The sequence below is a fragment of the Microbacterium sp. GXF0217 genome (assembly GCF_054798195.1).
Map to the genome: position 1 here is coordinate 78,873 of NZ_JBSJZG010000005.1, position 22,904 is coordinate 101,776.

Consider the following 22,904-nt stretch of genomic DNA (forward strand, 5'->3'; position numbering starts at 1 on the left):
TCGTCCTTACTACCGGTGGGTGCGGTCGCCGTTGCCATCATTCACCTTGGAGCATGGCATCGATGTCCGGCTTGACGCCGGTCAGCGCCTTGCCGAGATCCGGCACGAGCTCATTGAAGTAGCCATTGATGCCTTCGTCGGTCCACTGAACTCTGGCCCAGATGTCGTTGAGGTCGCGAACCTTCCGCGATGGATCGTCCATCGTAACGCTCAGCGCATTGTCGATCGTTTCCTCGTAGCCGACCGGTGTGGTGGCGGACGCCGTAACGGAGGCGGAACTCGATGCAGGAACACCGTCGAAGGCATGCGGGTTGTTCTGCGCATCGGTCGCGAACCGGATGAACTCGGCAGCGAGCTCGGGATTCGCCGTCTTGTTCGACGCGACGAATTGGTCGGTAACTGCTAGCGACTTGGGGTCTCCGAACGAAGGCAGGATCGCCATACCGGCGTCGTCGCCCCACGCCTCCTCGATCGCGGGAAGGTTCCAGGTTCCACCTGGGTACAGAGCGGCCTTCCTCGATTGGAGGACCACATCCAGCCCCATCGAACTGAGGTTCTGCGGCGGGATGGAGACACCGTCGTCTGCGAGCGTCTTGATCGCCTCGTACACCTCCACGGATTCAGGCTCGTCCAGGGTGAACTCCGTCGCGTCCGGGTCGAACCAATAGCCACCATTGGACGCGAGAAGCGGGGCGGTCACCAATGGATCGGTCAGGACCATAGCCCCCCAGCCGTCATCCTCCGTCGCCGGGTCCGACAGGTCTGTCGCAGCACGGACGAACTCGTCCCAGGACCACGCCGATGCCGGATCCGTCGATGGATAGTCGACACCGGCGGCATCGAAAGTCGCCTTGTCGTAGAACATGGCCATCAGGTGAATCGTGGGAGCGATGCCCCACACGGAGTCGCCTTCTTGCCAGATCGCCTGCTCGCGATATTCGCTCGCGAGGTCAATCCCCAGCTCGGCGTAGACAGGCGCGAGATCAAGAAGTGTACCGGCATCGATGAATCGGCCCATTCCTGCCGAGTTCATGAGGAAGACATCCGGCGTGTTGTTCGCGGCCACGAGCGTCTGGAGCTTGGTGTCGTACTCGGCCGGCTGGTGGATGAACTTGAACTCGACGTCCTCATGGCCATCCGCCTGGAACGCCTCTCCCAGCGCCTTCCAGTCGGCGGGCGCTCGCTCATCACCCCAGAACATCACGGTGAGCGTCTTTTTACTCGGATCATCCCCGCCGGCGCCGGAGCAACCGCCCAAGGCGAGTGCGAGTGCAGACGCGCCGGCGAGGATCGACATTACGCGGGTCTTCTTTCGTCGGGAACTGCGCTGTTCCATCTTTCTTCCCTTGATCGTTTGTTCTGTGGGTGCGATCCTTCTACCCCTTCACGAGTACTGAAAGGCCTTTCGAAGCATCTGCGGGAGAACGTACCCGCGACTGATGCGTTTGTCAATCACGAGCCGCGCGGGCCGGGGCCCCAAACCCGTTGCGCTTGACACGAACGGAGCGCTAGCCTACGAAAGGCCTTTCAACAGCCTCGCGAGTCAAGGCCGACTCAGTAAGGAGAACGCGTGAGTATGCAAGGCGATGTCGGTGTCGACATCTGGAACCTGGATCAGTTCCACGCCCGATTCGACCCGTCGCGCGCAGCGTGGACTTCGTTCACAGCACAGGATGATGCGCACGGGACCGAGTTCCTCCTCACACCAGAGGACTTCCCGCAGTACGACCGCCCCGACGCCCGCTGGTTCGGCACTGTCGACATCACGGTCGACCCGGACGACTCACAACACCCGACACGTTTCGTCACATCGTCGATCATCGAGGACCGTTCGGTCGAAGTCGGGCCGGAGCGAATCGTCGTGCAGTACGCTCCTTCTGCAGCTACCGGCGGGCTGAACGTGCAGCAGGAGTACACGCGGACAGCGTCGGGCATCCGGTGGAATACCACGATCGAGAACCCGACCGATGTGCTGCTCACTCTTCGGTCGGTGGGATTCCCGCTTCTCATGAATCAGTACTTTCGCGGGGATGATCGGTTCAAGTACGAGCAGTGCGTGCTGCGGCACGCGTGCATCTGCGGTCCGAACTCGTGGTTCTACTGGTCCAAGTCGAGTGGACAGATGCCTTTGCTTCTACTGAAGGCCCTCGGCGACACGTCCGTGGAACGCTTTGAACTGGCTCGCGGTGACGAAGTCTGGGGGCCCCGCAACGACTTCTCGGAGGCGTTCGAAGGGCTCTACACGATCTTCGCGATCAGCGACCCGACCGAGGAGTTTCCCGAGTGCGCGGGACCTCGCGAGTTGCACCCCGGGGACTCGCTCACGGTTTCATTCCTTGTTTCGATGCAACCGGACCATGAGTCCGCGACCGGATGGCTGGCGGACAACGACGGATTCTTCCTCGAGACGACACCGGGAATGGTCCTGCCTGTGCGCACGCCCGCTGTCGCGACCATTCGCGCACAGTCCCGACCCGTCGTCGCCCCCGTGGATCGATCCTGCGCCGCAGAAGAGGTCGTGCCGCTCGCGGACGGGCACTGGAGCGTCAGCCTGACCCTGTTCGCATACGGGCGATGCGCTGTAGGCGTCGAGATCGACGGCCGCAGATCGATCATCGTCTTCTGGGGAATCGAACCTCCCGAGGATATCTTTACCGCTCAGGCGGAGTTCATCACCTCGCGACAATGGGAGACCGACCCCGCGGACCCGGCATTCCACGGCCTTCTGATGTGGGACATGGCCGGCCGGCAGCGCGTGAACGCTTCTTCGACCACAGACGTACCCGCCTGGATGGCTGGCGGCAGCGACGAAATCGGCTTGGTCAGCGGGCTCTTCCTCTCGGAATGGAACGTGTATCGACCCGACGAAGCGCAGGTGCGTGTTCTCGACCTGTATTGCAGGGATTTCCTCGAAGGTCGCCTCACGGAGCAGCCCGGATGGCGCGTTCACCGCGCTGTTCCCTGGTTCAGCATGTTCGACGGATGGACGGGACGCGGCGTCGACGATGTGTGGCGTGCTTTCAACTACGTACACGTGGCGAACACGTACTACAACATGTATCGCATCGCCTCACGCTACGAATTCGACTTCCTAGGCGACAAACTGCTGTGGCTGCGGAAAGCGCACGCGTACACGATCGCGATGTTCTCGCACTGGATGTTCCCGCACGGCGAGGGCGCCGACAGGTACGGCAACATGGGCGAGCTGGTGATCGCACTTGAGCTTCGAGAGGCTCTCCGCGCGGAGGGGCTCGATCAGGAAGCGGCCCAGCTCAGCGGCTTGGTGAGCAAGAAGGCACAGTACTTCGCGGGGAAGGAGTATCCGTTCGGATCCGAGATGGCATACGACTCCACCGCATTCGAAGCCGTCTATGCATACGGAAAGGCGATCGGAGACACCCGCATCATGGCGAGCTCTGTACAGGCGGCTCTCGCCAACCGGGGCCGTCAGCCGGTGTGGCACCTCTTCATGACCGACCTGCGGGCCAGCGGCGACAGCCAGTGGAACGCCAGTTACATGACGCAGCTCGGTGCGTTCCCGCTCTTCGATTGGGCGCTGCAGGAGGGCCACCACAGTCCCGATTTACTCAAGGCGATGTACGGGTCGTACCTGGCGGGTTTCTCGATCTTCAACTCGGGTGGATATCTGAGCGACGAGCCGGAGAACATCGGTGCATCCGGATGGATCGTCGTCGGGGAGCGCGGGGAGTTCTCCGGCAAAGGCGACGAGACGTATCTGAAGGGTGTCGTCGCGATGTCCGGCGAGAGCGCACTAGGGTTCTTCGGTGCTCTCAAATGCGCGTCATCCGTCGCATACGAGGACGGCGGGCGCTTGGCGATGCTGGGCGGCACGCTCGAGGAGCTGCCCGGTGGATACCAGGCAACTCCTCAGGATGGACTGCGAGTTCGGTTCTTCGACACGAAGAACGATTGGGCAATCGCGCTCGAGAGGGACGCCCTCGCGCAGCTCGCACTACGCGACTGCGCGTTCCAGGTGACGATCGACAACATCACCGGCGACGGACACGAGCTGACAGCCCTCCTCCGAGTGCCGCAGCCCGGACAGTACGCGGTTCGAACCAGCGCCGCGAGCACCGCGTCGACCCACAAGCTCGCCGCTGGGTGGAATCGGCTGATCCTTCCGATGCCGAACGCCGGGTCCGCCGCACTCGTCGTCTCACCGGCATCCGCCTGAGCCTCGGGGCAGCACACCTAGCTCTCTCGAATCCATACGCTCATCGTCGACTGCCCCCTGTTCGCCCAGGCGAAGTACGGAACAGCTCGCAATGTTTGCGCCTGGCACTGGGGCATGTCGTCCGCGTAGAGGCTGCGTGAGGGTACAGGCGCCTCAGCCTCAGTTTCCGCCACGATGACACTCAGCGCGAGGGACGGATCTTCCTCCACGTGCAGCTCAGCACCCCTCGGGAGCATCATGAACTGCACAGGAACAGCGTGGTCGACGCCTTCGATGCAGTACACCAGCGGTCCGAGTTGGAGAGCGACGCGCCCCGCGTCCGCAGCGACGCGTGGATCTGCCCAGGTACGCCGCGGGGCGTAGGCGAACTCGATGCTTACGACGTCCCCCGTCGCCCAGAGGCGCCTCAGATGTGCATAACCACGCTCGACGACAGCATCCTGATCGATCTCCTCGTCGTTGATCGAGATCCGCGTGGACGTCGCCCACGCGGGGATGCGAAGGGACAACGTCCACTCTTCGGCGTCGTCGTCGGGATCGATCGAGAGCTGCACATGACCGTTCGCCGGATACTTCGTCATCACGGTGACGCGCGCACCACCGCCCGCCTCGGTGCGCACGGACCCGCCGATATACAGATGCACGGCCAGTTGGTCCGCGCTCTGAGCATAGGCGTATGTCTGCAGTGAGGCGATCAGACGGGCGAGGTTCGGCGGACAGCAGGCGACACCGAACCATTCGTGGCGGTGGACGTCACCATGGCTCGCGAGAGGGTTCCCGTAGAAATACGAGGTCCCATCCGCGGACCCACCGGAGAGGACTCCGTTGTAGAGCGCGCGCTCCAAGACGTCCGCATACCGGCTCTCCCCCGTGATGTTGACCATGCGCTGCGCCCACATCACCAGCCCGATCGCCGCACACGTCTCTCCGTAGCCCGTGTAGTTGGGGAGATCGAACGGTGCTGAAAAGCCCTCGATGGACGGATCAGATCCGAGACCACCCGTGACGTACATCTTCGACTCCGTCGTGGAGTCCCAGAGCGCACGGCAGGCGAAAAACAGTTCCTCGTCCTGCGTTTCGACGGCCAGATCGGCCATCGCGCTCAGCATGTACATCGCCCGCACGGAGTGGCCGACGATCTCCGTCTGCTCACGCACGGGGACATGCGATTGGTTGTACTCGCGAAACCGTTGGGCCTGACTGTCACGCTGAGGGAACTCTCGATGGAAGTAGCCCGGTCGATTGCGCCGTTCGCTCTCGATGTCGAAGTAGAACGGTCGCTGGCCTCGATTGTCGATCATGTTCTTGGCCAAGACGAGGTACCGGTCATCACCTGTTGCCCGCGCGAGCTTCACGAGCGCCAGCTCGATCTCCTGGTGTCCGTCGTATCCGCCCTCGCACCTTCCTCCGCGAGCGAACTCGCGTTCGACGAGATCCGCGTACCGGCGAACGACGTCGATCAGGGTGTGCTTGCCAGTTGCCTGGTGATGCGCGACCGCGGCCTCGATCAGATGCCCGAGACAGTAGAGCTCATGTCCGTCGCGGAGGTCTGTGAAACGCTGACCGGGCTGAACCACCGTGTAATAGACGTTCAGGTAGCCGTCGTCCTGCTGCGCATCCGCGAGCAGCGTGATCGCCTCATCCACCGATGCCTCGAGTTCTTCATCGGGCGCAACGGCGAGCAGGTAACTCGCAGCTTCGATCCACTTGGCGACGTCGCTCTCCCAGAAGATATGCGGCTCGTTTGGGTCGCCCGGTTTCCATTGAAGGGCGAGCGCCTCGAACTGGCCCCCCGTGCGCAGGTGGTGCTCCTGCTGGGGAAGCGTGTGCTGCCGCACCATCTCGCGCCGCGGCGCCCAGAACGCATCATCGATGATGGCATCACGGATGGGGAGCGGTTGCAGAGAGGAAATGGGAGTCATGAACCGGCGTGTGCTTTCGTGTGAGACGCGTGTGCGGGACTGCGGTCGATCGCGAAGAGGTGAGGGCGCATTTGCCGCCCTACGGCACCACTCCCCTGTTGCGAAAGGCCTTTCGTTCTGCGAACCTAGAGGCTTGCGCAGGCAATGTCAAGTATCGAGGACTGTACGATTGCGCTGGACCGGGAGAGACCGTCATGACTGACTCAACGACCGACAGGCGAGCCAACGCAACGACGCTGGCAGAGGTTGCGGACGCCGCAGGCGTGTCGCTCGCGACGGCGTCCAAGGCACTCAACGGGAAGCACGGCGTGAATCCGGTGACGCGCTCCCGGGTCGAGGAAGCCGCCAAGGCGCTGGGCTTCTTCCCCAACCAGCAGGCCCGCAGCCTCATGCTCGGCCGCAGCGGCTCCATCGGCCTGCTCACGACCGACCTGGACGGAAGATTCGTGCTTCCGGTCATGGCCGGGGTGGAAGACGGCCTCGGAGAAGGGGAGGCGGTCGCCATCATGGCGAACACGCGCGGCAGACCCGATCTCGCGGATCGGCACCTGACAGCACTGCTGAGTCGACGAGTCGACGGGATCATCCGCGTCGGCGACACGCCGGAAGCTGTCCCCCCGCTTTCGAGCGATGTGCGGGTTCCTGTCGTGTACGCCTATGCCCCCTCTACCGCCGCCGGAGACATCTCGATCGTCGGCGACCACCTAGGGGGTGGGCGGCTCGCCACAGAACATCTGCTCTCGCTGGGGCGACAACGCATCGCGCACATCGGCGGGCCGCGCGCATCGAACGAAGTAGGTCATTCAGCATCGACGCTCCGTGCCGAGGGTGTGATGCACGCCATGGCGGAGGCCCGATTGCGGGTGGTAGGCGGATCTCCAATGTTCGGCGACTGGACAGAGGGCTGGGGATGGACGGCGACCAGGCGACTCCTGGACAATGGTGAGGAACTCGACGGATTGGTCTGCGCGAACGACCTGATCGCGCGGGGCGCCATCGACTGCCTCCTCGCGCGAGGGCTGCGAGTTCCGGACGACGTGGCGGTGATCGGATTCGACAACTGGGCGCCGTTCGCGTCCCTGGCGCGACTGCCTCAGACCTCCGTCGATATGAACCTGTCCGAGCTCGGCCGCACGGCCGCGCGCGCCGTGCTCGCCGCGGCGAGCTTCCCATCGGGTGTTCTCGAGATACCCGGGAAGGTGGTCGTGCGGGCCTCCACGGTACGCGAGGACACCCACGTCCGATAGAGTCCGAACAGACCTCTTCCGGGTTCACGTCCACCACAGCGTTCTTCCTTTCATCCTCTCCGGCTGCTCTCGCTGAGTGCCTCCGCACGGCCCCGCTCCACGGCCTTAGAGATCAGGTCGTCCACGCGACGACGTGAGCGGATGCGGCTCCAAAGCAGCGCCACCAAGAGCAGGACGAGACCGGTGCCGGCGAGCAGCTGGGGCCAGGGCATCACCCATACATTCAGCGACACGACCTCCGCCTCGACGGCGATGACGCCTCCGTCCATCGATGCGGCAGTAGGCTCGACGGACAGCTCTCCTCCGAGGAAGAACAGCGGCCAGATGTCGGGCGCCGTCAGCGTGAACGATCGGCGTTCGCCAGGGAACAGCACCTGCGATCGCTCACCCGCAATGGGGAAGGGAATCGCCTGCCCCGCAATGTCGAGGGCACCAGCGGTTGTAACCCGAGCGTTACCCGTGTTCTGCACGTCGAACGTGACTGCGAGCTCGCCGGCCGCGAACGGGTTGGCGTTGAGTTGATAATCGCGATGAACGTTCAGCACGTCGAAGGCGGGGCTGATCGCGCCGGCCACGCGCGTGATCACTTTGACGCCGACGCGGCTCTCGACGCCGACGGCGGTCGCGCCCGATTCGTCCTTCTGTACGGACATCACCGAGGCTGCGACGCCGGCGGCATGATCTCCTGGTTCCGCGTTCTCCGGCACCGTGATGGTGAAGGCGACGACCGCAGAACTCCCAGCGGGCACGGCGACCTCGTCAGGTATTGAGATCCAGGAGCCAGAGCCGGTCGACTCCTGATCGGAGGGGAGCATGTCGAAGCGCCCTGCGTCGGTGTAGAAGCCGTCGGCAGCCGAGAGCGAGAACACGACGTCGCTCGCGCCAAGATTGCGGACGACCACGTGCTCGTCCACGCTCTCACCCGGATCCAGTACGTGCTGGATCGAGACTCGGCCATCATCCCCCGTCGCGTCAGCAGGCGAGACCGACCAGGACACTGCCTCGCTCGGCGACTCTGCGGCGTTGGCCGACGCGGGTGCGCCGAGCACTCCGAGCACCGCCGCCGTGACCGCGACCCACACGGCGAGCGGTCCCGAGCGGCGAGACATCATGACGTCACCGGCGCACCGTGTCGCGGATCACTCATAGGAGTCTTCAAAGAGCGACAGCGTGAGGTTCGAGGTGTACGATCCGGGGTCGACGTCCACCGGGGTCTTGAGCACGAGCGTCGCGTTCGCGGTCCACTGGCCCGACGCCGCCTGTGCCTCGGACGAGTCGAGCGCCAGGGCGAGCAGCTCCCGACCGACGAGTCCGACACCGTTGGCACCGCCGTCAATCGATGTGTCGACGACATCGCCCTCGCTGACCTCGCCGTTGTTCTCCGAAACCAGTTTCGGAGCCCAGCCGAGGTGATCGGGGGCGATGCTCCCCTGGCCGGCGGAGCCGACGAAGTCGCCCGCCTGTCCGGTGACATACCAGTACACTCCGGCCGGGACGTTCTCCCGCGTGTCCGTAACCGTGACGTTGGGCAGCGCACCGGTGAACTGACGGAACGACGTGGTCGTACCGCTCTCCGCCAACGTGGTCTCAGTGCCCGCGACAGTAAGGCTCAGAGCGCCGTCCTCCATGGCAGCGATGTCGACTGTGACGTCGACCTCGCCATTGCCGTCGGCGTTCGGGTAGTCAGCGAAGGCGGCAGTGCCGACGCCGACGAGCATAAGAGCGCCGAGGACTCCACCAGCGCAGCGGACGGACATACTTCTATTGATCATTTTTGCTTTCTCCAGTCCTCGGCGGGCGCGTGCCCACCGACTCGCGATCAGCCGGTCGGCCGTCGGTTCATCGTTCATGCTTCGGGCAATAACCCTGGTGTGCGCCATGTAGGCAATCGCGCCGCACTCATCCGCAACTCTTCGCCTGATAGACCTCAGCGTGCGTGCTGGTGACTTCCACTCCGTCGACCGACCCGCTGACGGTGACGCCGATCTCTCCCGAGTCGATCGAGGCCTTCCGCGAGTTGAAGGAACTCGACACGGAGGCCCCTGCTTGCAAGGTCTCGATGGTCTTCGTTCCGAATGACGTCGTGATCTCCGCTGCAACCGGGCTCTCTTCGGTATTGGAAACGGTCACGATGAGAACCGCCTTCCCGGCGACGCAACGCGTCGAAGGCGTGATCTCGATACTCAGGTCAGAGGGTGACCCGGATGGTCGTTCCACGTTCACCACAGCGGTCGCCTCGATATCCGTTCCTTCCACAGCGCCGTGCACCACGAACTGACCAGCAGACGCGTAGGACTCCGGTGCCACAGCATCCCATGTGACGGCCCTGGTCTCCCGTGCTCCCGTACCGCCGCTGAACGTCACGACGCTGGTGCGCGGGAGATCCGGGGCCGTTCCGACGAGCGTCGACAGCTCCTGCGGCTCGATCGCGGTGATCTCATCACCGCTGTCGCCCACACTGATGGTGCCGGTCACGGGGAGTTCCGAAGCGGTGAAGACTCCGTGCACGGTGATCGTCCCCGGTACGGAGAACGATGCCGTCGGGATCTTTTCCCAGGTCACCGGCAGCTGGCCGCGGCTGTTGTCCGGGAAGACCACCCATGCCTTAGACGGCAGTGTCGTCGGCTGATTCACAGCCGTTCGCTTCGCCAGTTCCTCGAAGGATGCCGGGAAGTCCGCGAACACGTCGAACTCCGAGACCCCTACCGCCGAGTGGAGCGACCCGTCGGCGTTCGAAGAGGCGGAGAAGGTCGCCCGCAGAGCCGTCGTGCTCACAGGGGCGAAGGCGACCTCGCTCGACAGGCCCATGTCGTTGGTCGGGTACCCCGTCCCTGTGCGCAGTTGCACCGGCTTCCAGTCGCTACCGTCGCGGTACTCGAGTTTCCAACTCTGCGGAACGGCGACGCCCGTGCCCGTTCCTTGAGCGGCATCTCGCCAGAAGTACACGCTCGCCGCAGTCAGCCGCGTCGCCTCGGGCCAGGTGTAGGTGAGGGTCTGAGCCGCGGGACGCGTTTCAGACCAGGTCCCCCAGAGTTTCGTCTGATCCGCACCAGCATCCGTCGTTGCGTCGTTCACCGCAGCGATCCGATTCCACGACGCCGTGTAGGAGGCCGTGGGTGTGGCGGTCGCCGAGACGTCGGGGCCGAGTGGAGTCGTCCCGCTGACCTCTACGCCCTGGTCGATGGCCGTCGTCTGATCGCCATCGGAGGCGGAGAAGCGAAGCAGATACGAGCCCACCTCCGAGAACGTCGCCTTGGTCGTGGGTGACGCCGGGTCCGTGAACGAGACCACCGCGGTGGCCGACGGCTTCTCCACGACCGTCCACGTCTGGGTCAGAATCCCGGATGGCAACCCGTCGTCCGAGACCGAGCCCACGAACGATGCCCTGCTCGGGTCCGCGAGCGGGATGCGATCGAGTTGCACCGGCGGAGCCCCGTTCACACTGGGTGTGTACGCGATGGGAGAGTCACGCAGGATGAGCTCCTTGACTCCCGTCTTGAAACCGCTCTGATGCGTGACGAGCAAACGCAGCTTGGTCGTCTCCACCTCCGCGAATCTCACCGTGTTGAGGTTGCCGGTGGGCGTCATCGGCGTTCGCGCCTGCTGCGAGACAGACGACCACCCGGTGGGAGTCAGGTACTGCACCACGTATGACGCGGGAGCGGAGTAACCCTGGATCGTGGTCGACGACGACGACCGGTAGAAGTGGATCCGCGCCTCGTCGACCTTCTGGGTGCCGCCGAGGTCCACTTCGAGCCAATCGCTCGGATTCGGCGATCCTGCCGTGCCCCAGAACGGCTCGTTCACGGTGCTGCCGTCGACGGCTCCGGCCGGCGCGTACTGGTTGCCCGCGCCGGTGGAACCTGCTGCGCTGAAGGACGCGGTCGCGGTCTTCCCCGAAGCCTGGTTCACCGCTGCACTGGATGCCGGATCGACGTCGATACCCGCTTTGAGCAGCAGGTCGACGACGCGGTCGCCGGTTTCGAATCGCACGTCCGAAGCGGCCTGAATCGACTGAGCCGCGTTGAACAGCACCTGGGCGTCGGAGTCCACGCTGCCCGAGGAAGAATCGAACGTCACCGGCGCGAGCTCGTCGATCGTGAGAACGCGCTCACCGTCGAGATAGAGCGAGTACCCGTCGGGGGCGTCCGCGTAGTGGTCGGTGCCGCCGGGTTCGTCCCACACGATCGTGAGGTCCTTGTCGTGGTACCGCAGATTGTTGACCGTGAAGTGGTCCCAGCCGATGTCGATCGGCGAGAGCTCGATCTTGTCGTCCGCACGAGGCTGCAGCCCCGCGACGTCCTCGACCACCGCGAAGTTCGTCGTGCCGAGCTGCGTCTGGTGAATCCAGGACCGGTACTTGATCGAACCGCCGTCGGCCGCCGAACCGTGCGCCCAGAATTCGTTCTCATTCTGACGCGTGACATCGCCCTTCTCGTAGACGGCCCACGCGTTCCAATACAGCAGCTTCTTGAAATAGTCGCTGGTCAGATATTCATTCGGGTAGTCGCGGAGAGCGGATGACAGCATCCGGAAGATCACTGTCGAGTTGATGGTCGAGAAGTTGTTCGAGTAGTGCTTGCCCGACCCCGCGTCACGCGCGGCCCGCGCCTTCGCATCGGCCTGGTTGGCCGTGTAGAACGGGAACGGCGAGTATTGCGCGCTGTCTACGAACAGTCGGAAGGCATCGAGGTACTTCTCGTCGAAGTCCGCATCGCCCGGCTTCGGCATGAGGCCGACGGTGTACGGATAGTACATGTTGACCTCCTTCCACGGGATCTTGCTCCCGGCGGGAAGGCCTGAGGAACCGTCGGAGTATGCGGCCTTGATCATGTTGCCGTAGAAGCCGGACTCGTCAGCCGTTGTGCGCTTGTCCTCCCACAGCACATCGAGCACGGACTGCTTGATGGCGGCCGCCTTGTCGTTCATGCGCTGTGCACCTGCGGAGTCGCCTGCGATCGAGTAGGCCTCGGCCGCTGCCTCGGCGCCCGAATAGAGGTATGCCGTCTCAGGGCGATCCATTGGGTAGGAGGACCACGCGGCGGTGTTGCGCCATGAGAACGACACTGCGTCGACGTCGTTCCCGGTCATGGCCGGGTTCGAGTATTCGACCAGGTTGTTGCCGTTCTTGTCGAACGCGGCCAGATTCCCGGTCACATCATCTTCGGCGTACTGGGCGAGGCGCCCGGCGACCGGCGCATCGCCGCCGTGCACCGCATAGGAGCCCCACGCGGCCTCGGAGATGTAGTTCGCGTAACTGCTGTTCCAGTTGTTCGGGTTGCCCGGGTTGTCGATGTAGCGGCCGCTGCGCGCGACCTCGCCCGCCGACAACCAGGTCCCGTACGCACTGGACGGGTCACGGAAGTACTTCATGTCCTCGATGAACATTCCTGCAGTTAGGACGATCGCATTGTTGTACGCCGACCCGTAGACGCCCTCGATCGATGTCGGGAACTGGTAATCGTTGCCCGGCACGTTCGCATCGAGGAAGTTGGTGCGCAGCAGCCACCAGCGGTAGAACACCGTCTTGTCGATCTCCGGTGACGGCGTCTGCACGTAGGCGATGTTGTCGACCCACCACTGGTTGTATGCGGTGGTCTGCTTCTGGAACGCCTGAGCAGGTGTTTCGGCAACGAGTGCGTCGAACTCCGTGGTGCTCTCCGAGATCTCGGGAGTGGTGAACCCCATCTGCAGCTTCACATCGACAGCCGCCGATCCCACGGAGACGGTTCGAGTCAGGCTCTGCCCGGAGGCGCTGAAGCCGTCTCCGGAGAGGCGGGTGCTGACTTTCGTCACGTTGTTGGGTGTGGTGATCGAGCCGCGCAGTTCGTCACCCGAGGCGGTAGCCGCGAAGGACGAGGCTGCGGTCAGCACCACGTCCTTGCTCGTGCCGTCGGTCGTCGAGATCTGCAGCCACTCCGCCGTCACGTTGCCGTTCGTGATCCACTTCGTCTGTTTGACGAGCAGTCCGCCACCGGAGAACTCGCCGTGCCAGTAGCTCGGCGTGTTGTGTCGCTTGGCGGTGTCCTCGGTCAGGGTGACGTTCGACTCCCCCACCTTCGCGGTCAGCGTGTATGCCGCCTTGTTGCCGAGGCTCTCGATGTAGGCCACATCACCGGCGAAGCCGAGACTCGCCGTGGACTCTTCCATATAGAGCGCGCGACCGCGTGAGAACAGCACGACGTTGTTGTCGTAGTCGATGTTCTGGGCTGTGTCGTTGGAATAGTTCAGCCCCCCAGCCTCGTCCGGTTGCACGCCGTCGCGTGCCAGCATCCGATCGATCCAGAAGTCCTTGCCCGGCGCGGTGCCGGCTCCGGCCGACTGGTCTGCCTCGAACACGGATGCCAGGTAGCTCTCCCCGGGCGAGTACACGGCCGTCGTGTCGGGGATGGCGAGTTCCGAGTTGACGAAGGCCGGGTAGCCGAGATCGGCGTTCGTGTTCTGGAGCCCTTCTCCGAAGGGATCCCACGGATCGGCTGCAGTCGCAGCGGCCGGATGCAGGGCACCGGCGAGCAGTGTCAGTGCGAGTGACGCTCCGAGTGCCGGTACGCGGACTCGTCGATTTCGGGCGCTCATGAATCTCCGTTGATCATCTGTCAGGGGTTGCGGGGTTGCAGCGGGTGGAGCGGACACCTGTCCGCCCCACCCTGGTCAGCCGCAGCTGCGGGTCGTGTAGCCGACGGTGAGGCTCTGTGACGCGTCAGCCCCGTCGATACGACCGGTGACATCGACCGTCACCTCGCCTGCGGGGATGGATGCGGCACGAGATGCGAACGTCGTGGAACTCGATGCCTGGGTGCGGAGTTCGACCGTCTTGCTCCCGTATACGGAGTCCACCGTGAAGGAGGCCGATGCCGCGTCTCCGTTGGTGACCGTCGCGACCACGACGGCCTTGCCCGCAATGCATCGCGTGGTCGCCGTCGCCGACGCACCGAAGTCCGGCTGCGCCAGAGCGATGACCACCTCGTGTTCACCGTCGGTGAGCTCGGGGAGGGCTACCGCGACGTCGGCCCCGGTTGCGGTTAAGGTCTGCACCGTCGCCCCGTCGACGGAGATCGAGTAGTCGCCGGCCGGAAGTCGGCCCAGTGACAGTTCTCCGTGCGCTGTGGATCCGGACGCCTCCACGGTAATCGCGATGCGGGAGAGATCTTCGGTGACTTCCGCAGTCGTGTAGCGGACCCCGTCGAGCGCGAAGCCGAACTTGCCGAGGTTGAGGAAGTTGGCACGCTGACGGACTCCGTCTCGCGGCGTGACGACATAGGAGCCGTCCCTCTGCTCGAGGTCGCCGCCATAGGCGTAAGGGCCCACGATGGCGTCGTCTACGACGTTCACCGCTGCGGTCTGCAGTCCGCCCCAGAATCCGAGGGACGCCTCACCCGACCACGCCCACCAGCCGTTGAGCGTGGGGATAAAGGAATACTCGCTCGCGCCCTTCTCACTCTGGAACTGCCAGGAGGCGGCCCCGTAGTTGGCGGGATCCGAGCTGATCTGCCCCGTGTTGATGTTCGACCAGCCCGCGAGGTATGCGCCGTAGGTCGAACGCATGGCGTCGTCCGGATCGATGCCCGCAACAGCGGCGTCGTAGTTCATCAGGTAATCCTGTTGCTGCCAGGCTCCGAGCTGGGTCTCGTACCCGAGGTTCCACCACGACTCACCCATATGCCGATTGTCTCCGCCGTAGTAATACCACAGCGGTTGCAGGCCACGGGCGGCGAGCGACGCCATGGTCGTCTTTCGGGCCAGCGCGTCGTCGCCATGCTCCTTGGACAGCGCGTAGACCGATTCGAACGCGGTGGTATCGATGCTCATCTCTGACGCGAACGGGTATGCGCGCTCGGCGTACTCGTCGTACTTCGCGCTCATGAATCCGGACAGCTGCTCGGCGTCGGCAGTCCGCCCTACCGCGACGAGTGCGTCGCGCATGATCGGCAGCGACAGTTCGCCCATCGAGGCCATCTCACGGGACGCGTTCGGCAGCCACTTCCCGGCATCCGAATGCTGGAAGTACGCGCGCGCGGTGTTGAAGGCGAAGTCGAGGTACTCGGCGGCGCTCCGTTCGGTGAGCTCGGGATGGGCCGAGGCCACGCGGTACATCGCCAGGTACGTGTTCCAGACGTGGGGGCTGTTCATCACCCGCCACGTCGCCAGGCCGTCGCCCACGTCGCCACTGCCATCGTCTTTGCCCGTCGAGGGGCGGTCTCCGTCGCCGCCGTCGTACCAGTGGTAGAGATTCCAGGTGCGCTGGCCGTCCTTCCACTGGTTCTGCAGGTAGCCCAGCAGGAACTGGTCGATGTAGTAGTCGAGAGAAGCGATCTGATCGGCGTTCGGCGAGATGGCGTTCTTCTCGGCGAGGAAGGCGGCCGGGGAGAGCCCGACATCATCCGATCCACCGGTCATCCAGCGCTTATTGAACTCGTCGATCGACGTGAGACCGATCGTGGAGATGTTCTGCCTGGTGACCTGCTGCTTGGTGCGCATGTCCCATTGCAGGTATGCACCGTCGTAACCACGCGCAGTGTCCTTCGACTGTTGCTTGGTCGAGACGAACTCCGCGCTGGCGTCGATGAGCTCCTCGACGGGGGCGATGGAGTTGTACTGCATCACAGATCGGCGTCCGTCGCCGTATTGCACGGTTATGTAGTTCTCGCCGCGGCTGGGGAATTTCACGTCGTACAGCTCGTAACCGTTCTTCGATCCCGCAGCGGTGATGACGGCATCCTGCCCGGCGGCGCCTGTACCACCGCCGCCAACGACGCCGTCGATGCTGTCCTTGGCCCGAACCGCGAGGGTCGCCGTCGTGTCGGAGGGGATGGTCATCCCGGGGAGGGAGACTGCGTCGACGACGCCGGCCTCATAGAGCACGTCTCGGAGATCGGCGTAGTCGTCGGCCCAGCGGAAGGTGAAGCCGTACTCTTTCGAGTCGCCGGCGGCGATGGTGGCCGATGTGGCGGGCAAGTACTGCGCAGCCTTGTTCGCTTCGACTCGCGTGGGAGCGATGCTCGACGAATGCAAGTAGTACTCGACGAGGCCTTCCCAGGACGGATCCTTCTCGGCGAAGGGACCTTCGCCGGGGCGGGCCTTGTCCTTGAACTCGAGCGAGGTTCCCTCATCCGGCACCATGACCAGGTACGGACCTTCACCGTTAGGGCGCTGCCAGTAGATGTACGAGCCGTCCCCGGCGACGAAGGAGTGACGTGCCACGTTCTGTTCGTAGATGCCGGTCTGGTTACCGCCGTCCCACCACGAGTTCATCAGCAATGGGATGCCGAGATCTTCCAGCTCCATCGCGGTCGCAGAGGTGTTGTCGAAGCGGATCCGCCAGTCCAGGACATCGCGGCTCTCCCCCGTGAGCTCGTACGTCTCCGTCAGATCGAAGCCGCGCACGCCATTGGCATTCGCAGCAGAGCCGCGGTAGGCGACCTGCACCCGATCGGCATCGACCTGTTCAATCGTGCGGATATCGTCAGAGAGGCCGGTCGTACGTGGCACGCCATTGACCCGCGTGACGATGTCACCGGTCCAGCGAGAATCGTTGATGTCGAACGCGGGATGGATCGCGGGATTCATCGTGTAGTTCGTGCACAGTGGGTCGCTGTTGTTCTGCAGTGTGTACAGCCCGCCGGACGCCGTGCTGATGCCGACGTTGAACGCATCGGAGACCAGGCTCGCTTCGGCCTGCAAAGGAACGAACGCATCCGCATCTGAGACTTTCGCCGCGAACTCGCTCACGCCGATCGCCGCATAGGTGGTCCCGTCGCCGGATGCTGAGAACGTGGCACGCAGCTTAGTCGTGGTCACGGGCCGGGCGAACGACAGGCTGTTGGTCGCGTCCTTCGTCGTGCCGTACGACGACCCGGCCGCGAGCTCCAGCGGTTTCCACGAGCTCGAAGCCGCGTCCCACGATTCGAGTGTCCACGACGCGGGCACGGCGACACCGGTGGTGGCGTTCGCCGCGGCGTTGTCGTACCAGAACGACATGTCTACCGACACCAGAGTCCGCGCGGTCGTCCAGTCGTACTGCAACCACTGCTGCGCCGGCCGGGTGCTCGAGTAGGTTCCCCACACCTCAGCGCTCGAGCCCCCGCTGTATACGACGACCCCGTCGTTCACCGCCTTGATATTGTTCCAGCTCGCGGTGTACGAAGCGGAAGGCGTCGCCGCGACGGCAGCATTGGTCGTCTTGGTCGGTGCCGCGTAGCAGGATGGCTCGGATGCCGCCGCCGAGTCCGGCGTCACTAGGGCAGCCGGACTCAGCAGTGCTCCGGTGGTGGCGAATATCGCGAGCGCTGCAATCAGTGGTCGTCGGGCAGAGTGGGGCAAGGGCATCGTCGTCATTGACTTTCTTTGGGGGATGGGGTGGTGTTCAGCTGGTGCGTACCAGGTTGCTCAACGCGTGGGCACCCAGATGCGCATCGTCGAAGGTCCGCGTTGCGCCCAGTCGTGGTACGGGAGCAACGTGACCTCGGAACTCGCACCGGAACGACGGTCGGACACACGGACGCGCGCGCGGCCGCCGTCGTTGACAGGCGGCACGGTCGTGTCGAGCACAGCGTCGACGATGTCTGCACCGAAGTCGGTGGACTCCAGTGCGAGCACCTCGGGCCCGCGTTCGACCGCTACGCAGCCACGCACGGCGTCCGCGCGGGGATCGGGAGCGGTGAACCGCGGCTGCACAGGCAGCAAGAGGTCGACGATGTCTCCCGCTCGGAAGGACCGACGGATCGAGACTGTCCCTGGCTCGGCGACCACCTCGCCCTCAGCGCCGACGCGGACCTTTGTACCCGTCGCCCACGCCGGAACGCGGAGCCCGAGAGTCCATTCCCCGTCCTCGACGATCGTCACGCGGATCAGACCGTCTACGGGATATCCGGTCTCGATGCGAACCGACACGAGGGTGCCATCGGGCAGAGCCGTGCGGATGCTGCCGGTCGCGTACTGGTGGATCTGGATGCCCTCGTCATCGGCCGTGGCCACATAGGCCGCGAGGCTGGCGAACGTGCGGGCAACGTTGGGCGGGCAGCAGGACACCTCGAACCACGGCGCGCGCAGAGAGGACTGGGCGCGCGGTGACGTAGCGTCGGGGTCCGCGGGCTGGGCAGGAACCCGCTGATGTAGCGTGTTCGCGTAGTAGAACGAGCGTCCGTCGGGCGACGGCGAGGTCGCGACGACGTTGTACAGGGTGCGTTCGATGAGGTCGGCGTAGCGCGAATCTCCGTCGGCGAGCAGCAACCGCCAGGCGAACATAATCGATCCGATTCCGGCGCATGTCTCGGAGTACGCGCGGTCGGAAGGGAGCTCGTAGTCGTCGCCGAACGCCTCGTCCTGATGGTGCGACCCTTGACCGCCTGTGAGGTAGGTGCGGCGGTCGACGGTGCGATCCCACTGTGCGCGCAGCGCCTGCAGGAGCTCATTGTCGTCGTTCTCGACCGCGACATCCACGGCGGCTGCTGCCAGATAATTCGCCCGAACTGCGTGACCGCGCAGCGCGTCGGCCTCGCGCACAGGCACGTCGTCCTGGAAGTACGCGCGACCGAACTCGATGTCGGCGAGACTCTGATGACCGTGGCGCTCCACGAACAGCGCCGCCTGAGCCACGTAGCGGGAGTCGCCAGTGAGGCGCCCCAGTTCGGCGAGACCGACCTCGACCTCGGCGTGTCCGCAGATCACGTCGCGTCCGTTCGGTCCGAACTCGAGGCAGATGAGGTCGGCCGCACGAACCGCGATGCCGAGCAGCCCGTCGTCGGCGCCGGGGCGAGTACGCCCTCGAGCGACCGCGGCCTGGAACAGGTGCCCGAGGCAATAGAGCTCATGGCCCCACTCCAGGTCCGACCAGCGCTCGCCCTGGCCGGGCCGCCCGAACTTCGTGTTCAGGTAACCGTCATCCTCCTGCGCTGCGCCGACCCGGTCGACGATCGCGCGGAACCGCTTCTCCAGGGATTCGTCGTCGGTACGGAAGATCTCCCATGCGAGCGCCTCGAGGTACTTGTAGATCTCGGAATCCGAGAACTCGCGTCCGCGTCGCCCATCGGGAAGAGTGCCGGCTGCGGCTCGATCGAAGTTGGCGAGCCACCCTTCGGATTCCAGCTTGCTCTCGATGTGTGCCAAGGTGTTGGCCCCGTTGACCTTCTGCCGTTCAGCCCAGAAGCCGTCCTCGATACGCGCCTCATCGATGCCGAGCGGGCGCAGTCGTCCCGCGGTGGGGACCACGGGCGCGGTGATGGTTGTTGCGTTGGTGATGATGTCAGTCATTGGTCAGCCCTTGAAAGCGCCCGACATGAAGCCGCGCACGTAGTGTCGTTGCAGGATGAGGAAGAGGACCACGCACGGTAGCGCGAGCACGACAACGCCGGCTTCGGTGGCCCCGTAGTCGATGACGCCCATGACCTGTCCGCGAAGGTTTGCGACGGCGAGCGGGAGGGTCATCCGGTTCGTGTCGGTGATCAGGATCAGGGGCGCGATGAAGTCGTTCCATGCCGCGAGAAAGGCGAAGAGGCCGACCGTGATCAGCCCCGGCTTGACGGCGGGGAGGAGGACGCGCCAGAGCGCCGTGAAGCTGTTGCAGCCATCGACGAGCGCCGCTTCATCGAGCTCCTGCGGAATCGATTCGAAGGAGATGCGCATCATGAACATCGAGAACGGGAGCTGGAACATCGTGAGGACTAGCGCGACGCCGACGAGAGAGTTGTTCAGGCCGATCGCGTTCAGAATCACGTACAGCGGGATCAACAGGGTGGCGTACGGCACCATGAGGATCGCCAGCACGAGCAGGAACAGCAGGTTCTTGCCCGGAAACTGGAACCGTGCGAACGCGTACCCGCCGAGGAACGAGGTCAGCAGTGTCAGCAGCACCGTGAGCAGCGACACGAACAGCGAGTTCCCGAGGTAGACCCAGATGCCGGCCTGGAAGTTCGCGAGGGAGGCGTAGTTGCCGAAGCCCCACCCCTCGGTCTGCGACGAACCGGCCTGCGGACTGACCGAGGATATGGCCGTCCAGACCAGCGGGTAGAGGAAGATGATCGCCAGCGCGCCACTGAACACCACAAAGGGAATGTTCCAGACGGCTCGCCCTCCGCCGCGGATCGCAGGGCGCTCCTCGTGCGGGGCGACGACGGAGCGGGTGGACGTCGTGTCGGTGCGCGTCATGTCACGCCTCCTCGGGGTTACGGAACGCGCGCAGCTGCACGGCGTTGATGACGATGAGCGCAAGGAGCACGATCACGGAGAGCGCACCTGCGATGCCCAGGCTGTTCTGCCCTTGGAAGGCGACGTTGTAGATCAGTTGCACGATGGTCATCGTGCTGTTGTCGGGGCCACCCTTGGTCAAGATGTAGAACTGGTCGAATGCCAGCAGCGAACCCGTAACGCACAGCACGATGGTGAGCGCGAAGGTTGGCCGCAGCAGTGGGATCGTGATGTGGCGGAACGACTGCCACTTCGACGCGCCGTCGATGCGCGCGGCTTCATAGACTTCCTCAGGGATCCCCTGGAGTCCTACGAGCATGAGGAGCATGTAGAAGCCGGCGAAGCGCCAGACGATAAGGAACACGGTCGACCATAGGGCCCCCTCCGGCGTCCCGAGGAAGGTGAATCCCCACTGCTCCATGAGGCCCGCGAAGGGACCGGCAAGGGGTGAGTATAGGACGTAGAAGAGCAGCGAAGCGGATGCGAGGCCGAGCGCGCTGGGGATGAGGAAGGCCGTGCGGAGGAAGCCCTTCCATGCGGTGGACTCCTGGACCAGAAGAGCGAGGCCGAGACCGAGCCCGATAAGGAGGATCGTCGTGATCGCCGTGTACAGAAGCGTGAAGCCGATCGAATCCCAGAACAGACGCAGATTGACCGCATCCACGTAGTTCTCGGGGAAGTTAGGCCCCTGGTTTCCGCTGAGCAGTGGCCATTCGGAACCGGACATCTGCAGCACGAGGGCGAGCGGGATCAGGAAGAGGGCGATGACGAAGAGAGCCGTCGGGGCGGCGTACAGCCAGCCCTGCAGCGGCCCGCCGAGAGCGCTGCGGCTCTGCTTCGACTGCTTCGCGCGGCGTACAGAGGTGGTGGTGGACACGTCGCTCCTTAGTGGATGGGATGAGGTGAACAACCGGTGGGGCGCCCGGGTCGGCGCCCCACCGGTCGGCGGTCTACTGTCCGAGGACCGCGCTGATCTCGTCGTTGTCAGCGTCGACCGAGTCCTTGCCCTCGATCACCGCATCGCGGATGAGCGTGAGCCAGGGGCTACCCGGTGCGTTGAACGCCTGCTGGAAGTTCAGCGCGACTGGGGTGTCTCCCTCACCTGCCACCTCGTTGATAGTGACGAGTCGCGGGTCCTTCGCGGCGTACTCGTTGTTCGCCAGATCGGAGCGGGACACGGCGTTGCCTGCCTTGGCGAGAACTTCGACCTGCGCCTCTTCGGACATCATCCAGGACAGGAAGTTCCACGACTGCGCGGATTGCTTGGAGTCCTTTGAGACGCCGATGCCGTCACCACCGACGAAAGTCGAGACCCCGCCGTCGACACCGGGAAGACCTGCAACGCCCGCGTCGAAGTCGAGCGAGGGCAGCAGTGTAGCCGGGAACGGCATGATGCCGACGTTGCCCTCCTGGAAGCCTGCGACCCAGGTGGCGCCCGTCTCATCGGCCGAGCCGGGCGCGACCGCGCCGGAGGCGTACAGGTCCTGCCAGGTCGAGTACACATCCTGGGCGGAGTCGCTGTTCAGCAACGATTCGGTGCCATCGTCGTTCATGACCTCGTCACCGGATGCCCAGATCGAGGGGAACCAGGTGAAGACGAGGCATCCGCCGCAGTTCAGGCCGGCCGAGGTGCCGGACACGCCGTCCTTGCCGAGCGCCTGGATAGCCTTCGCATCCTCGGCGAACTCCTCGAGCGTCTCGGGTGCTTTCTCCGGGTCGAGCCCTGCTTCGGCGAACAGTTCCTTGTTCCACATCATCATCGACAGGTCGAGGACGAAGGGCAGCACGTGCTCCTCGCCGTCGACGGTGCCGGCCGACAGGTGCCCCTTGTTGATCGAGTCCTGGTAGTCGAGCAGGTCGATCTCCTCGGTGATATCGGCGAACAGTCCGGACTGCACCCAGTTCGGCACGTACACGATGTCCGCTGCGAACAGGTCGGGGAGACCGCCGGAACCGGCGGCGGCGCCCACCTTTGCGACATAGTCATCGTTGGGGACGACCGTGAGTTCCACCTGGTTCTCGTGCGTGTTGTTGTATGCCTCGACCAGGAGCTTCGCCTGCGCCTCCATGGGAGCGCGGGTCCACAGCGTCAGAGTGGACCCGTCGTCGACGCCCTCTGCGGTGACGGGCTCATCGACGGCGGTATTGTCGGCGGCCGGCGCGCACGCGGCGAGTGGCGCGACGACCAGAGCGGTTGCGGCGAGGGAGATGGCCGTGCGTCGGAACGCACGGCGTTGAGATGTCTGCATGTGATTGCCTCCTTGGCTCTGCTACGAGCGGATGCTGTCGACGAGCGACGGCGCTGTCTGTCGTTATCTTGCGAAAGCTCCGAAAAGCCTTTCGCTATAGGTATAGCGC

At 64.4% G+C, this 22,904-nt stretch carries 12 protein-coding genes; 2 read left to right on the plus strand and 10 right to left on the minus strand.

Annotated features, from left to right (window positions below):
- Nucleotides 1-37 precede the first annotated feature (37 nt).
- Nucleotides 38-1,297 (minus strand): extracellular solute-binding protein, encoded by a 1,260-nt coding sequence (locus ACWAT3_RS11955; protein ID WP_460798713.1) that lies wholly within the window; start codon nucleotides 1,295-1,297, stop codon nucleotides 38-40.
- 279 nt (nucleotides 1,298-1,576) lie between these two features.
- Here ACWAT3_RS11955 and ACWAT3_RS11960 point away from each other — a divergent pair, with 279 nt between their 5' ends.
- A complete protein-coding gene (locus tag ACWAT3_RS11960; protein WP_460798978.1) occupies nucleotides 1,577-4,195 on the plus strand; it encodes a DUF5695 domain-containing protein in 2,619 nt (872 codons plus the stop codon).
- A gap of 17 nt (nucleotides 4,196-4,212) precedes the next feature.
- Here the strand turns inward: ACWAT3_RS11960 and ACWAT3_RS11965 are convergent, their stop codons facing one another.
- Nucleotides 4,213-6,117: a glycoside hydrolase family 127 protein gene (locus tag ACWAT3_RS11965; protein WP_460798714.1), complete on the minus strand. Its 1,905-nt coding sequence runs from the start codon at nucleotides 6,115-6,117 to the stop codon at nucleotides 4,213-4,215.
- 29 nt (nucleotides 6,118-6,146) lie between these two features.
- Here ACWAT3_RS11965 and ACWAT3_RS11970 point away from each other — a divergent pair, with 29 nt between their 5' ends.
- Nucleotides 6,147-7,364, plus strand: a complete 1,218-nt coding sequence (locus ACWAT3_RS11970) for a LacI family DNA-binding transcriptional regulator (RefSeq protein WP_460798716.1) — start codon at nucleotides 6,147-6,149, stop codon at nucleotides 7,362-7,364.
- Between the two features lie 50 nt (nucleotides 7,365-7,414).
- On the opposite strand, the gene ACWAT3_RS11975 is transcribed toward ACWAT3_RS11970, so the two are convergent.
- The 8 genes from ACWAT3_RS11975 to ACWAT3_RS12010 form a co-directional block, all read right to left on the minus strand.
- Nucleotides 7,415-8,476 (minus strand): COG1470 family protein, encoded by a 1,062-nt coding sequence (locus tag ACWAT3_RS11975; protein WP_460798718.1) that lies wholly within the window; start codon nucleotides 8,474-8,476, stop codon nucleotides 7,415-7,417.
- Between the two features lie 27 nt (nucleotides 8,477-8,503).
- Complete coding sequence (locus ACWAT3_RS11980) at nucleotides 8,504-9,136, minus strand: hypothetical protein (RefSeq protein ID WP_460798720.1); 633 nt, start codon at nucleotides 9,134-9,136, stop codon at nucleotides 8,504-8,506.
- Nucleotides 9,137-9,263: 127 nt separating this feature from the next.
- The gene (locus tag ACWAT3_RS11985; protein ID WP_460798722.1) at nucleotides 9,264-13,940 is read right to left on the minus strand and encodes an Ig-like domain-containing protein; all 4,677 of its coding nucleotides are present in this window, start codon (nucleotides 13,938-13,940) and stop codon (nucleotides 9,264-9,266) included.
- 75 nt (nucleotides 13,941-14,015) lie between these two features.
- Nucleotides 14,016-17,600, minus strand: coding sequence for a DUF5695 domain-containing protein (locus ACWAT3_RS11990; RefSeq protein ID WP_460798723.1), 3,585 nt, complete (start codon nucleotides 17,598-17,600; stop codon nucleotides 14,016-14,018).
- A 150-nt stretch (nucleotides 17,601-17,750) separates the two neighbouring features.
- Nucleotides 17,751-19,613, minus strand: a complete 1,863-nt coding sequence (locus ACWAT3_RS11995) for a glycoside hydrolase family 127 protein (protein WP_460798725.1) — start codon at nucleotides 19,611-19,613, stop codon at nucleotides 17,751-17,753.
- Between the two features lie 3 nt (nucleotides 19,614-19,616).
- Nucleotides 19,617-20,507, minus strand: coding sequence for a carbohydrate ABC transporter permease (locus ACWAT3_RS12000; protein ID WP_460798727.1), 891 nt, complete (start codon nucleotides 20,505-20,507; stop codon nucleotides 19,617-19,619).
- Nucleotide 20,508: 1 nt separating this feature from the next.
- Nucleotides 20,509-21,423 carry a carbohydrate ABC transporter permease gene (locus ACWAT3_RS12005; RefSeq protein WP_460798729.1) on the minus strand — a complete coding sequence of 305 codons (915 nt, stop codon included), beginning with the start codon at nucleotides 21,421-21,423 and terminating at the stop codon, nucleotides 20,509-20,511.
- Between the two features lie 73 nt (nucleotides 21,424-21,496).
- Nucleotides 21,497-22,795 carry an ABC transporter substrate-binding protein gene (locus tag ACWAT3_RS12010; protein WP_460798731.1) on the minus strand — a complete coding sequence of 433 codons (1,299 nt, stop codon included), beginning with the start codon at nucleotides 22,793-22,795 and terminating at the stop codon, nucleotides 21,497-21,499.
- Between the last annotated feature and the right edge of the window lie 109 nt (nucleotides 22,796-22,904).